The following is a 13,889-nucleotide window of genomic DNA, read 5'->3' as shown; positions in this document are numbered from 1 at the left end:
TATGAAAAAAACAGATGTTGCTGTCATTGGTCTGTCTTGCGTCTTTCCGGGGGCGCAGGACGCCGATACTTTTTGGCAGAATATTGTCAATAAAGTAGATTCTACCCAGTTGGCTCCGGCCGACCGAATCGATCCTGTTCATTTCAGTGACAGTACGAATCCGGTTGACCGTTTTTATTGTCAGCGTGGTGGATTTATTTCGGATTATGAATTTAACCCAACCGCTTTTGGAATTTTACCATTGGCGGTTGAAGGAACTGAACCCGATCATTTATTGACATTGGATTTGGTTCAAAAAGCCTTAGACGATGCCGGAATATTTAAGAAAAATATTTCGCTCGAAAAAACAGGAATCATCATCGGGAAAGGGAATTATACCGGACCGGGAGCAACCCGTGCCATTGAAATAGTAAGAACTGGGGAACAAATTTCTTCTTTATTAAAAGAACTGTTACCCGAAATTTCTTCTGCCGATATTGAAAAAGTAAAACACGCTTTTCAGGAAAGAAAAGGACGTTTCGCAGCCGACACGGCAATGGGATTAATCCCAAATTTAGTGGCTTCATTGGTAGCCAACCGATTCAATTTGGGAGGTGCAGCTTTTACCGTTGATGCTGCTTGTGCAAGTGCTTTATTAGCCGTTGATCATGCAGTTCAAGAACTTCAGCGAGGCCGTTCCGACATCATGATTGCAGGAGGTGTTCACACCGGACAAAACGCTGCATTCTGGAGTATTTTTGCACAGTTAGGAGCCATGTCACGTCAACAGCAAATTAAGCCTTTCAGCAGTGATGCCGATGGGCTGTTGATTGGTGAAGGTTGCGGATTTATCATATTAAAAAGACTGGAAGATGCCGTTCGTGATCAGGATAAAATTTATGCAGTCATTAAAGGCGTCGGAATCAGCAGTGACGGAAACGGAACCAGTGTGATGAGCCCTGCGGTAAAAGGTCAGTTGAAAGCTTTGCAACAGGCTTGGGCTAATGCAGATTTAGATGAAAATCAAATCGGTTATCTGGAAGCTCACGGAACCGGTACTCCACTTGGAGATAAAACTGAACTTCAGACATTAGCTCAGTTTTTCGGAAAAGAAGAAGGCACTAAAATTGCCGGAATCGGTTCTGTAAAATCAAATATCGGTCATGCCATGCCCGCTGCCGGAATTGCTGGTTTAATCAAAACTTGTCTGGCTCTACATCACGATACATTACCACCGACTTTATACTGCGAAAATCCGACTTCGGAGATGCAGAATACCAGATTCGAACCCATTCAGGAAGCAAAAAATTGGTCGAAAACAGGGTTGCCAAAAGTAGCGGCAGTCAATGCTTTCGGATTCGGAGGAATCAATGCACATGTAGTCTTGGAAGGATATGAGATGCCTAAAAAAGATGAAGTTTTAATCTTGGCAAGACCCACGCATGAAGAGTTATTAACGGCTTTACAAAATAATGAAACAGCAGTTGGTGAAGGAAATTTCCGTGTGGCGATTTTCGAACCTACTCCTGCGAGAATTGAAAAAGCGACTAAAATTGTTGCTAAAAATAATCCGTGGAGAAATAAACAGGATATCTGGTACACCAACACTCCTCTATTGCAAAACGGAGAAAAAGTAGCTTTTGTCTTTCCGGGATTAGATGGATTAGCGAAAGGCGAAGTGGAAAGTGTTAGCCGTTATTTCAACATCAATGCGCCGATTGAAACGGAAGGTGAAGGATTGTTAAATGATGCTTTACATATCTTCAACAACTGCAGCATTCTTGACAATTCATTGAAAAAATTAGGAATTGTTCCTGACATGAATGCAGGTCACAGTTTGGGAGAATGGCTCGCGGGCTACTCTTCAGAATTGGCGGAAGTAAATTCTGTAAAAGCTTTAATTGATGTTTTAAATCCTGAAACTTTTGAATTAAAAGATTCTAAATTCATCGCTATCGGAGCTGGAATTGAAACCATTAAGCCTATTATTTCAGCAATTAAAAACGTTTATATTTCCAATGACAATTGCCCGAATCAGGTGATTCTTTGTGGAAGTAATGCGGCATTGGATGAATTGGTTCCTGTTTTAAAATCAAAACAGATATTCCACCAGATATTACCGTTCCAGTCAGGTTTTCACTCGCCTTTTATCGCAGATAAACTGGATGTGATTTTGGCAGGAATGGAAAAAGCACAGTTTCAGCAGACGAAAATTCCGTTATGGTCGGCAACGACTTTGGAACCGTATCCGGCTGACCAGGAATCTATTCGAAAACTGAGTGCGGAACATCTTGTAGAACCCGTTCGTTTCCGCGAATTAACGGATAAATTATACGAAGAAGGGGCAAGATTTTTCATTCAGGTCGGAACCGGCGGATTAATTGGATTTATTGATGATACATTAAAAGGAAAAGCTTTCAGTACAATTGCTTCCAGTGTTGCGACACGTTCTGCACTGGCTCAGTTTCAAAGAGTGGTTGCTGCGTTATTTGTAGAAGGAAAAACGGTTGCCCTGGACTTTTTAGATATTCAAAATCAATCAAAAAAACCATCCGGAAAAGGTATTAAACTGAAATTAGGTTCGCCGATTATCCGTGATTTTACAGAGATTAAAAATTTAGCAAAATCTATCGATACATCGAAGCAAAAAGTTTCTGCGGCAGTTGCAAAGTCAGGACATCCGCTTGTTCAGGCATTTCAGGATAATATTTCGGACATGATCAAAATGCAGGAGGAAGTTTTGACTTTATTTCAGGATCGTCCGAACATTCCAATTCCGAATGTTGTGTTGCCAAAAGTTCAGACTCCGATAAGCAAAAATTTTGAGAAAACATTGTACATAACGTTGGAAACTCACCCTTACCTCATCGACCACAGCTTATTGAGACAGCCAAAAGGTTGGACAGAAGTTGCCGATATGGAACCTGTGATTCCGATGACCATGATTTTTGAGCAACTAGCAGAAATCGCACAGGCAGAAATTGAAGGAAGCCAGGTTCATAAAATCATGAATATAAGCGTTTTTCAATGGATGAATGTGGCAAAACCTTTCGAAAAAACCGTAAAAGGAGAATGGAAATCGACCAATCATGCTTATTTAGATATTGAAAATTTTGCAAACGCTGAAGTTGTATTAACCTCAACCGCAAGACCGAATCCTACCTTCAATCTTTCCATCGGTGAAATATTGCCCATTGAGAGAACTCCCGAAGAAATCTACGAGATGCATATGTTTCATGGTGAAAAATACCAGGGAATTACGGAAGTTTCAAAGGTCGGAACGAAAGGAATTATCGGAAAAATAAAAGGAAATGGCGGGAAAGGTTCGTTATTGGATAATGCAGGACAATTATTTGGACTTTGGTTACAATTGACGTTAACGAAAGACAGAATTGCCTTTCCTGTAAAAATCAAAGACATTGAACTTTTCGGAGATCTATACGATCAGGACGGTATTTTTGAATGTACATGCAGCCTGACTGAAATGAATGACGAATTTGCCATCGGAGATATTCTTTTAACTAGAAACGAAAAAGTATGGTGTAAAATTTCAGGGTGGCAAAACCGCCGTCTGGAAATCGATGCCGCACTTTGGAATGTTTCGATGTCGCCTTTGCACAACCGTCTTTCGGAGGAAATTGCTCCCGAAGTATTTTTCTTTCATCAGGCGTATTCAAGAGTTGCATCTTGGGATTTTATTCTGAAAAGATATTTCAATCAAAACGAAAAAAAGCATCATCAAAAATTGCTTCCCAACAAAAGAAAAAGCTATATGGTAAGCCGTGTTGCATTGAAAGATGCCGTGAGAAATCTTCTTAAAAAGGAAAAAAATCACCCTTGCTTTCCTATCACTTTTGAAATTGGTAAAGATGAGATCGGAAAACCGTTCTTAATCGGAGATTCAACGGAAAATATTCACATTTCTTTAGCGCATAAAGGAAAAGATGCCGTCGGAATTGCAAAAAGCGGAAAACCAGTCGGAATCGATATGGAAATCATCGAAGAACGAAGTTCAGGATTCTACGATTTGGTCTTTACAGACAACGAATTAACCTTATTAAAAGGCAAAGACCAGGCAGAATGGACAACCAAATTCTGGGTAGCCAAAGAAGCCTACGGAAAATTCGCTGGAACCGGTCTGAAAGGAAACCCGAAAAATTTCGAAGTCGAGAAAATTACAGAAGATTCTTTATGGATTAATCAAACAGAAATCAAAACAATCAAACATAAAAATTATATCATAGGATGGACACTATAAACACTACAGAAAAATTAAATCACGAAGAATTATTTACCCTTTTAAAAGGTTTCATCACAGAAGTTATCGGTGAAGAATTTGTAGAAGAAATGGACATTACACCAGAAAGTTCTTTCACAAAAGATCTGGAAATGGACAGTATCGAAATCGTTTCTTTTTCTGAGAAAATCAAAGCGCATTTTGGCGAGCAGATCGATTTCACGGGATGGCTGTCCTCAATGGATCTGGATCAATTGATTGACCTTGATTTAAGTATGATTATCAATTACATCTACGAATGCCAATAATCTCTGTTAACGATAAAAAGGTTCACATTCAGGAACTCAACAAAGGAGCTGAACAAACTGTGGTGCTGATCCACGGTATGTTCAGCAACCTGTCTATTTATTATTTTAATATTGCTCCGATTCTGGCAAAACATTTCCACGTTGTGATGTTTGATTTGAAAAGTCACGGCATGAGCGAGCGTTTTACAGACGGTTATGATCTGGAAAATATGTCTTCCGATGTCTTGGCTTTAATGGATGCTTTACATATTGAAAAAGCACATCTTGTCGGTTACAGTTTTGGAGGATTAATTTCTTTAAAAACCGCTTTAAAAGCTCCCAATCGCATCAATCAGCTGGTGGTTATCGAAGCTCCCGATCCTCAGGACGAAAAAGCAAGAAATATTATTGATGAATACAGCAAAGAGTTTTTGGAGCATTATGTAGCCAATTTTACCGACACCACCAAAGTACAGATGGGCAAAAGACAGATGGAAAAAAACCACAGGATGTATGAGTTTTTGTTCAACCAGACCAGCATAAAGGCAGATATGATTAAAGAAAAGCATTTCCTGAGCGAAGTTGATTTTTCTGAATTAAAACCCTCCACATTATTGATGTACGGTGAAGATTCCAACTGCAGACCGACAGGAGAATGGCTGAATACTCAAATCGAAAATTCTGAATTAAGATTAATTCAGGGAGATCATAATATCCCGATTCAGGAACCTGTTTTGATTGCGGAAACCATCGCCCATTTTTTATCAAAATCATTAAAAACCTTAACACAAAACCATGGCTAAATTTGTATTTATAGTTCCACCACTGACAGGTCATGTGAATCCTACCTTAAGCATCGGTGCCACTCTTCTGGAAAGAGGACACCAAGTTGCATGGATCAGTCTTGACCAACAATTACAACATAAACTTCCTGAAGGCGGAGAATTATTACTGATTCAATACGACCAGACCGACGAAGAAAAAAGAGACAGCGAAAACTATCTCGACATTATTTCTAAAAAAGTGGTTTACGGAATCGACAGCATCAAATTTCTTTACGAAGATGTGCTGATTCCTTTAAACAGGCATTGCTATAACGGAATTATTCCTTTATTAAAAGCCTATCAACCAGATTTGGTGATTGGCGACCACCAGTTATTTGCGGCTTCCATTGCTGCGAAAAAATTAGGCCTTCCATACGCTACAACGGTTACTGCTCCGGCTGCCATCAAAATCATGAGTGAGCTTCCGAAAGTTCATGAGTGGGAAGAAAAACAGATCATCGCATTACAGAAGGAATTGGGTGTTGAAGAAAACCGTGCTTTGGATTGTTCAGATTTATTGACATTGGTCTTAACGTCAAGATATTTCTTTGGCGAAATGGATCTTCCCACCAATTTTCAATTCACCGGGCCGGTTCTTACGGAAAGACGTATTTCCTGTGAATTTGATTGGGAAAAATTCAACAACAGCTCAAAGAAAAAAATTCTGGTAAGCATCGGAACTACTTTCGACCACGAACACAAAAAAGCATTTTTCCAAAAGGTAATTGATGCTTTTAAAGATGAAGAATTAACGGTGGTTGTCGTTTCAGATCCTGAGCTTTTCGATCACTGGCCGGAACATTTTATGGTCTACCAACAAGTTCCACAGCTCGAATTATTGCCACATCTCGATGGCGTTGTCTGCCACGGAGGTCACAATACCGTATCCGAAGCTTTATCCAACGGATTGCCTTTGGTGGTGATTCCGATTGCGTATGACCAGTCGCATGTTGCAGGACGTGTTGTGCGTACAGGTGCGGGGGAACGATTGAATTTTAACAGATTCAAAGCGCATCATTTAAACGAAGCCGTACACAATATTTTAACGAATCCTGAGTATAAAAAAGCTGCTGAAACTGTTCGCGAATCTTTCCTGGAAGCCGGAGGTACGACAACTGCAGCTTATCTGCTTGAATTAGCCTTAATTCCGACTTCAGAGCCGGAAAAACCCCAATCTAAATTTTTATTCGTTATTCCCCCATTTTTCGGACATATTAGTCCAACCTTGAGCGTTGGAGCAAGCTTAATTGCCCGTGGTCATGAAGTAAAATGGTTCGGAATTACCCCTTTAGACAACAAACATATTCCTGAAGGAGGAAGTTATTTTTATCCTGAACAAGATTTAATTCCGTATCAGGATGAAATTGCAAAAATTTTAAAAAGACAGGATGACGGCCCCTCCTGTTCAGGTCCTGAAGTGATGAAACTGGCTTTGGAAGAAACTTACGTTCCCTTTGCTAAAATGATGATGCCCGGTTTGGAAACTCTTACCAAAGAATGGCAACCCGATGTCATCGTCAACGATTGCATTACGTTTGGAGGTGCACTTTTTGCCCATAAAAACAACATCCCGTGTGTGACGACAACGCCTGTTCCGCCCGATGTGATGGGCGATACCGCGAACAGTGCCCCGAAAATTTTCGAATGGCAGCAGAATTTAATCAAACAGCTTCAAAAAGAAGTCGGAATTGAAGATGATGGAATTTTTATTCATTCTCATCATTTAAACTTAATATTTACCTCGCAAAAATTTGCAGATTTTGATGAGGTTCCGGCTCATATGGAATTTGTGGGTCCCGTAAAAGGAAGACCAAATCCTGCGCCTTTCGATTGGGATAAATTAAATGCTTCGACAACACCAAAAATATTTGTTTCACTAGGAACCTTATTGGTTGATATCCGGAAAGCATTTTTTGAAAAAATAATTGCCGCATTTGCAGGCCAGCCTGTAACCGTGATTGCCGCTACTCCACCGGAAATTTTCGAAGAATGGCCTTCCAATTTTATTGTGAGCAGTTTTGTTCCACAATCTGCGTTGATGCCTCACATGGATGCTGTGATTTGTCATGGCGGATTTAATACTGTGAATGATACGTTCACCAACGGATTACCGATGTTGATTACCCCAATCGCTTACGACCATTTTCATATCGCCAAACTAATTGAAAAGGCAGGCTGCGGAATCAGTATAAGATATAAAAGACTGCGTGTAGATGCGCTTCGCCAGGCTGTTTTTGAACTATTGGAAAATCCGGTGTACAGAAATGCTGCGAGACAAGTTCAAGCAAGTTTAATCAATGCCGGAGGAAATGACCGTGCGGTAGAATTGCTGGAAAATTTTGTAGAGCAATCAACTTTAATTCCGGTGTAATATGAAAAGAAGATTGTTATTTGGTGAGCGAATGTTACTGGGTGACGGAACAGAGCCTTTCAACACGGTCATTCCATTCAGGTTAAAGGGAATTTTTCTTATAGAAAATATTCAGTATACTTTAAGCCGGCTTCAGGTGAAACATCCGTGGTTAAAGGCGATTATTAAGCATGATGAAAAAAATATACCGTGGTTTGAGGTTCAGGAGAAAACGATCCCGATTCCGATAAGGATTATTCCGCGAACAGGAAATAATGACTGGCTGGAAGAATCTCAAAAAGAATGGCACACCACTTTTAAATCTACAGAAGAGCCGCTTTTGCGTGTTGTCTGGCTTAAAGGAGAAGAATTTTCGGACATCCTTTTTGTGTTCCACCATTGCTTGTGTGATGGCGGTTCTGCAATGACTTTATTAGATGAATTTTTAAAAATATTGAATGATCCCACCTATGATATTGGAATGGAAAATCCGATTTTGGGAATTCATGACGTGGTTCCGGACGAAATTTTAAACAGCCGCGGACAAAAATTGAAGGCAAAAATGATCGGAAGATTGGCTGCAACAGCGATCAAAGTTATTCCTGTTAATAAAAAAACAACTGATCGGCAAAGCGATTATTTACTCAACTGGAAATTCAATAAAGAGACAAGCCATGAATTGATTACTTATTGCAAATCTCAAAAAGTGACAGTAAATACCTTCCTGAGTGCGGCGGTTTTAAAGGCATTTCAAAAAATAAGAAGGGAAAAAGCGTTTAATAAAGTTTCTTGTCCGGTAGATATCAGGCGTTTTGCGAATCAGATCAAGGATGATCATATTTTTGCTTTCGGATTAATGATTGTCGTTTCTTTAAAGAAAAAATTAAGTTTTAAAGAAAATTTAAAGCTAATGCAGGAAACGGTAGAAAAAAAGACATCCAAACTCAATCCGTACATCACGATGATGGTGATGGAATCTGCGCATGATGCCCTGAGCAATTTCACCAAACTACTGAAAAACGGAAAATCTTCCAACGACTGTATGTTTTCTAACCTGGGACGCATCCAGATTGCTCATCAATACAAAGAATTTACGCTGGAAAATGTTTTCAGTCCGTCTGTGATCGGTCCTCTGGGAAATACGACTACGATGGTGGCTTCAACCTTCCGGGGAGAAATGAATTTTTCCTTTATGGGAAGCGAAGGGTATTTGCCGCATTCGGAGGCATTGGCGATCCGTGAAGAGATAACTAAAATTGTAAAACATCAACTGGAATCTGTCGCAATATTATGATCAAACGAAAACTAATGATGGTCGAAAGAATCATGTATGTGGATTCTGAAACACCTGTAAATGTTGTTTACACCGCAAAAATAAAGGGTGAGATTTCAGAAGAAAATTTCAGTGTTGCCTTACATAAAATTCAGCAGAAACATCCTTTGCTGAGGGTATCAATTGATCATAAAAGTGCAAAATATCCTTTTTTTGTAGAAGAAAAAGAAATTTCACCGATTCCTCTTCGCATTGTAGAACGAAAAACGGATCAGGACTGGCTTTTGGAATCTGAAAATGAATGGTACAGAATTTTTGAGGACAAGAAAAAACCAATGGCACAAATTGTTTGGGTAAAAGGCTCTACGGCTTCTGAAATTCTTTGGGTCATGCCTCACTGTATTTGTGACGGAACGACTGGTATCACTTTGCTTCGTGAAGTTTTGGCTTTACTGGATGATACTTCCATTGAATTAAATTCTTACGAAGGTTTTGATTCTGTAAATGATTTTCTGCCTGCAGATTTTAATTTGAAAAAGAAGAAACGAAAAGCCCGATTTTATCTGATGATGGCCAAATTATTCTTTTTAATTCAGAGAAAAAGCAAAGACAGGAATCTCGGAAAAAACTATGCGATTCACCGAAAACTGGACGCTGAAACGACCAAAATAATCACCGGAAAATGTAAAGCTAACGGAATTTCCGTGCACGCTTTGTTGTGTTCTGCGTTTATACAGGCTTTTAAAGAAACTCAAGGGAGAAATGCCAAAGGAAAGGTGATCAGTCCGGTGGATGTTCGTCATTTTATCCCGGAGATTCAACAGGATCATATCTTTGCATTTGCGCCAACAGTTGAATTATCATTGAAAAAAGGAACTCAGGATCTAGTTGAAAATGCGAAATACATTAAAAAAGATCTTGTTGAAAAAATAGAAAAAACGGAAACCAGAGAATTGTTATGGATGGGCGAAAACATGCATCCTGTTGTTGACCGAATGATTTCGATGTTAAAATCCAGCAAAGGCGGACATGATGTGACACTTTCCAATATGGGAAAAATTGATATTCCGGGTGAGTATAAAAATTTTCAACTGGAAACTATTTTCAGTCCGACCGTTGCTTTCCCGTGGTTGAATTCTAATACCTTGGTGACAACCACTTACAACCAGCAAATGGATTTTACGTTGATGTCCAATGAAGATTTTCTTCCCAAAGAAGAAGCGAAAAAAATAAAAGATAAAGCTATTGAGCTTCTGATTTCATGAAATTTAAAATAAAAAAAACTCCACCGAAACCACTCAAAAAAACTACGCTGAACCGCTTTCTCAGGAAGCGGATGATCATTTATGTCCTTCCGAATGTGTTTTTTAATTTCATTATTGCGTATGCCAGTTTTAACGAATTGGGATATACGCATTTCTTCGCGGGAAATCAATGTCTGGCACGGTTGACGCTGCCGATGGCGATATTTTTGCCTGTTGTCCTTACGATCGATATTATCAAAAGAATCACGGATGCTGCGGAACAGCATGCGATTGAATTTGCGGTTGATGATCAGCTTAATTTAAAAAAATTAATGACCAGACTGAGTATTCTGCATGGCCTGATAACCGGTTCATTGGTGTTTTTGAGTCTGATGTTTGCTCAATTTATTTTATCGGAATATTATAAGCTGGATGCAACGGCAATGGCTGTTCTGGTGGGTATTTTGGCGGGATTGCTTTCTGTTTTATTCACTTACCTTCCGGTCTGGAGGCTGAGAAAATATTTGTATAGAACTGTGGCTTCTCTGGATACCAACTAATTTTTAAACTAACTGAAAATTTAACCACAAAAGATACAAAAGTTATTATTGAACTATTACAGCTTAGCTTTAATAAAGAACTTAAAATAAACGAATGAACTAATCTTTTGCACTTTTGTTATTAAAAGAAGTTCTCGATTCATTTTATTCCGAAAAACACTCGAACTGACGAAATTCTTATTCGGACCTCAAATTTAAATCAGAATTATTTGAAGCTATTCTTTTTTTGATTCTGCTCAGTGACTGATTTTTAATTCCCAGATAAGAAGCGATGTGAAAACCGGCTATTCTTTCTACGATTTTCGGGTGTTCTGCCAATAAATTTAAATACCTTTTTTCGTTGTTGAACAGTAATAAATATTCCGTGCGACCCTGCGACTGATGAAAAAAATGTTCGGCCAGCATTCTTCCAAACCGTTCCCAGGACTTATGATGGGTGTACAAGTGCTGCAAATCTTCATAAGAAACGTATAAAACCTCCGCATCTTCGAGAGCTTCGATAAAATATACACAAGGGCACTGGTACAGAAAACTCCGGAATGATACGATAAACTGCTCCTCTGAGAAGAAAAACATATTTTTCTCTTCACTCGTTTCGTTATCGTAATAATAAACCCTGAAAATCCCCTTTACAACGATACCCAAGTCTTTGCAGACGATATTCTGCATATTGAAAAAGTCACCTTTCGGTATTTTCCGGGTTCTCCAAAACGGCAGACTTACAGAGATATCTTCCTCCGTAAGTCCCGCAAAAGGTTTGATTATTTTTTGTAGAAAATCTGTTGTACTCATTTCAATATTCCAACGTAAAAACCCATCTCCGTATCCGATTTGGGTAGTTACAATTTTGCTGTGAATTTAAAATAAATTCTTCAGTTATGCCTGAGTCATTCTATTATTTTTTCGCTGTTTGGTAAATTGAAAAACAGAACCGATGATAAATAAAATGAAAAGTACCAACAATGTCTTCCCGATCAACGGATCTGCAGGACTTTTCGCCAACGGGTGCCCCAGCGGAACACGGGTAAAAGTCTCATTAACTGTAGGAACCAGCGACAGAAAAAAGCTGAACGACAGAAAAAAGTTCTCGAAATAGCGGGCTCTGTTCCCACTGTTTCTTTTAGCCAGAACAAAAGCGATCACCACTAAAATCAGGATAAATAACGAAAAAATATGCCCCACATTAAAGCCTCCGTTTTTGGAAAGCCCCAACGCGGTAACTGACGTAATAACCGTCCCGTAAAAATAAATCTTCCCCGATAATTGTGACAGATCAATTTTTCCATTCTTTACTAATGAAACAATACCTGCAACCAATGCAATAACTCCTATGGCGGTGTGAAAAATGCCTAAATTAGATAATCCCATATTTTTAATTTTTTTCAAATTTCTGCAGGATTTACCTTATAAAAATTCACTTAAGTTAATTTCCGGGTAAATTTTTCATTTAGATTTATTAAAAAAAATAATAAACATCTAGGGATTTGAACAAAAAATATTTTATATTTGTAAAGTATTTAGCTCAAAACATTAATAATATCATTAGATTATTAACACTAATACCACTTTACATATGCACAAGTAGGGAAATAGAATTTGTCAAATTCTTAATCGCTGGCCTTGCTGTACTCTAAGTATGGCAAGGTTTTTTTTAAAGATTATAAATTACCAAGATAAGTCCAGATGACCTCCTGCCCTTTAATTCTGTGAGTAGCATTGCATTCATTGAAGCCCCCTAATCCCCAGAAAAAGGGAGGAGTGCTTTGCCCTTGTGTTAAAAAAATCACCCCGGAAGTCGTTACTTTTCTATCCTGATACCCTGTAGCTCCCCGAAAATTATAACTGAATGTCCCGGAAGGTGTAACTAAAAGCGGGATAAATTCCAACTGAAAATACTGAACTATACCTGCTGTAAATTTATAAAACCCAGCTTTATCTGCAGTAATTGTTCCGGACACTCCCATATTATTATCTCTTAAATCAAGAGTAAAATTTCCGCCACTTACTCCGGTACAGGTTGTAACGGTCGTTTTTCGACCCCTTGAATAGAGTGTAGGCATATTGATCGTGTTTGTTGCCAACTTATAATCCATTAAAGCCTGCCATACAACCCCATCATATAAATAAATTAAATCCTTATATACCCTACCCGTTCCGGCACCTGAGTCAGAGAGATTATATACCAACAAACCTTTCACCGGATTGGCTACTGTGGTAATATCTGTCGTGGATGTCAAAGAAATCCTTGGGAGTATCAATGCTTTATCTGGTGAAGATAACTCTAATATCGAAGATGGATGTGGAGCAGCTGTTCCTATTCCCACTTGACTTTTAATGGTAATGGTTACCAAACCTATCAGTAAACAAAATATATTTTTTTTCATTGTAATCTATATTATCTATTCTCCTATATATTGCCAAACGACCTGCTGTTCACCTATCCGGTCAGCAGCTACACATGTTCCTCCTAAATGCCATTGAAACGGTTCGGAGATTTCCCCTTGTTCTAAATACACTGATCCTGTAAATACTGTTGTCTGCCAGGCTCTTGTTGTACTGTTTCCATCGCGAAATGCATAATTTAACATTCCCGGAAGCAGGAAAGGACTGTAAGCAGATTGCAGCATATACTGCCTGATACTGACGCTCCAGATGTAGTAGCCCTTTTTATTGGCTTGTATTGAGCCATTGGCGTTAATGGTTGTTTTTATATTTTTTAACGTTGTCAACTGGAAATTTCCCATAACAGCACCCGTACAAGTTGTAGTTATAGTGGTTTTATTTCCAACGGCTACCAGTTCGGGATATAAACTCCCTGAAGCTATTTCGCCTTCTTCTACCAGTTCATCCCACGCAGTTCCGTTGAACTTATATAGTCTCCCTTCATATATTGCATTTTCACCGGTTCCAGAGCTTTGTGAAGCTAAAACCAGCATACCCATAGAGGGATTCGCAACCGTTATTATATCAGTCTTCGATACCAAGGATGCTCTGGTAATCAAAAAACCTTTTTTCGTAGAAGACATTTCCAAAATTGATGATGATGCAGGAGTAGCAGTACCAATGCCAACCTGACTCATTAATCTTCCTGTTATAAGGAAAAAACAGAGTATTGAAAAATATATTTTTCTCATT

11 protein-coding genes are annotated in these 13,889 nt (G+C 38.8%); 7 read left to right on the top strand and 4 right to left on the bottom strand.

Going from position 1 to position 13,889, the window contains the following annotated elements; all coding sequences use genetic code 11:
- Window position 1: 1 nt before the first annotated feature.
- The 7 genes from BMX24_RS04930 (at window position 2) to BMX24_RS04900 (ending at window position 10,754) form a co-directional block, all read left to right on the top strand.
- A complete protein-coding gene (locus BMX24_RS04930; RefSeq protein ID WP_089790943.1) occupies window positions 2-4,237 on the top strand; it encodes a type I polyketide synthase in 4,236 nt (1,411 codons plus the stop codon).
- Window positions 4,225-4,524, top strand: a complete 300-nt coding sequence (locus BMX24_RS04925) for an acyl carrier protein (protein ID WP_089790942.1) — start codon at window positions 4,225-4,227, stop codon at window positions 4,522-4,524. The genes BMX24_RS04930 and BMX24_RS04925 overlap by 13 nt, the downstream gene beginning before the upstream one ends.
- Window positions 4,515-5,306, top strand: coding sequence for an alpha/beta fold hydrolase (locus tag BMX24_RS04920; protein ID WP_089790941.1), 792 nt, complete (start codon window positions 4,515-4,517; stop codon window positions 5,304-5,306). Before BMX24_RS04925 ends, BMX24_RS04920 begins: the two co-directional genes overlap by 10 nt.
- Complete coding sequence (locus BMX24_RS04915) at window positions 5,299-7,698, top strand: glycosyltransferase (RefSeq protein WP_089790940.1); 2,400 nt, start codon at window positions 5,299-5,301, stop codon at window positions 7,696-7,698. Before BMX24_RS04920 ends, BMX24_RS04915 begins: the two co-directional genes overlap by 8 nt.
- Window position 7,699: 1 nt before the next feature.
- A complete protein-coding gene (locus BMX24_RS04910; RefSeq protein WP_089790939.1) occupies window positions 7,700-8,971 on the top strand; it encodes a condensation domain-containing protein in 1,272 nt (423 codons plus the stop codon).
- A 14-nt stretch (window positions 8,972-8,985) separates the two neighbouring features.
- Window positions 8,986-10,215, top strand: coding sequence for a condensation domain-containing protein (locus BMX24_RS04905; protein WP_170835658.1), 1,230 nt, complete (start codon window positions 8,986-8,988; stop codon window positions 10,213-10,215).
- A 71-nt stretch (window positions 10,216-10,286) separates the two neighbouring features.
- Window positions 10,287-10,754, top strand: coding sequence for a hypothetical protein (locus tag BMX24_RS04900; RefSeq protein ID WP_228404693.1), 468 nt, complete (start codon window positions 10,287-10,289; stop codon window positions 10,752-10,754).
- A gap of 177 nt (window positions 10,755-10,931) precedes the next feature.
- Here the strand turns inward: BMX24_RS04900 and BMX24_RS04895 are convergent, their stop codons facing one another.
- From BMX24_RS04895 to BMX24_RS04880, 4 genes are all read right to left on the bottom strand, one after another.
- Window positions 10,932-11,546: a Crp/Fnr family transcriptional regulator gene (locus BMX24_RS04895; RefSeq protein WP_089790936.1), complete on the bottom strand. Its 615-nt coding sequence runs from the start codon at window positions 11,544-11,546 to the stop codon at window positions 10,932-10,934.
- Window positions 11,547-11,630: 84 nt separating this feature from the next.
- Window positions 11,631-12,122, bottom strand: coding sequence for a DUF2306 domain-containing protein (locus tag BMX24_RS04890; RefSeq protein ID WP_089790935.1), 492 nt, complete (start codon window positions 12,120-12,122; stop codon window positions 11,631-11,633).
- Window positions 12,123-12,412: 290 nt separating this feature from the next.
- Window positions 12,413-13,138, bottom strand: a complete 726-nt coding sequence (locus tag BMX24_RS04885) for a hypothetical protein (RefSeq protein ID WP_089790934.1) — start codon at window positions 13,136-13,138, stop codon at window positions 12,413-12,415.
- 15 nt (window positions 13,139-13,153) lie between these two features.
- A complete protein-coding gene (locus BMX24_RS04880; RefSeq protein WP_139176739.1) occupies window positions 13,154-13,888 on the bottom strand; it encodes a hypothetical protein in 735 nt (244 codons plus the stop codon).
- Window position 13,889: the final 1 nt, after the last annotated feature.

The sequence above is a fragment of the Chryseobacterium wanjuense genome (genome assembly GCF_900111495.1).
Lineage (GTDB): Bacteria > Bacteroidota > Bacteroidia > Flavobacteriales > Weeksellaceae > Chryseobacterium > Chryseobacterium wanjuense.
This window is presented reverse-complemented; position numbering and strand designations above follow the sequence as displayed.

Bases quoted from the DNA above. Each gene is read 5' to 3' on its own strand.
- BMX24_RS04905 (WP_170835658.1), top strand. From the start codon at position 8,986: ATGATGGTCGAAAGAATCATGTATGTGGATTCTGAAACACCTGTAAAT.
- BMX24_RS04900 (WP_228404693.1), top strand. From the start codon at position 10,287: ATGATCATTTATGTCCTTCCGAATGTGTTTTTTAATTTCATTATTGCG.
- BMX24_RS04930 (WP_089790943.1), top strand. From the start codon at position 2: ATGAAAAAAACAGATGTTGCTGTCATTGGTCTGTCTTGCGTCTTTCCG.
- BMX24_RS04910 (WP_089790939.1), top strand. From the start codon at position 7,700: ATGAAAAGAAGATTGTTATTTGGTGAGCGAATGTTACTGGGTGACGGA.
- BMX24_RS04895 (WP_089790936.1), bottom strand. From the start codon at position 11,546: ATGAGTACAACAGATTTTCTACAAAAAATAATCAAACCTTTTGCGGGA.
- BMX24_RS04880 (WP_139176739.1), bottom strand. From the start codon at position 13,888: ATGAGAAAAATATATTTTTCAATACTCTGTTTTTTCCTTATAACAGGA.
- BMX24_RS04925 (WP_089790942.1), top strand. From the start codon at position 4,225: ATGGACACTATAAACACTACAGAAAAATTAAATCACGAAGAATTATTT.
- BMX24_RS04915 (WP_089790940.1), top strand. From the start codon at position 5,299: ATGGCTAAATTTGTATTTATAGTTCCACCACTGACAGGTCATGTGAAT.
- BMX24_RS04885 (WP_089790934.1), bottom strand. From the start codon at position 13,138: ATGAAAAAAAATATATTTTGTTTACTGATAGGTTTGGTAACCATTACC.
- BMX24_RS04890 (WP_089790935.1), bottom strand. From the start codon at position 12,122: ATGGGATTATCTAATTTAGGCATTTTTCACACCGCCATAGGAGTTATT.
- BMX24_RS04920 (WP_089790941.1), top strand. From the start codon at position 4,515: ATGCCAATAATCTCTGTTAACGATAAAAAGGTTCACATTCAGGAACTC.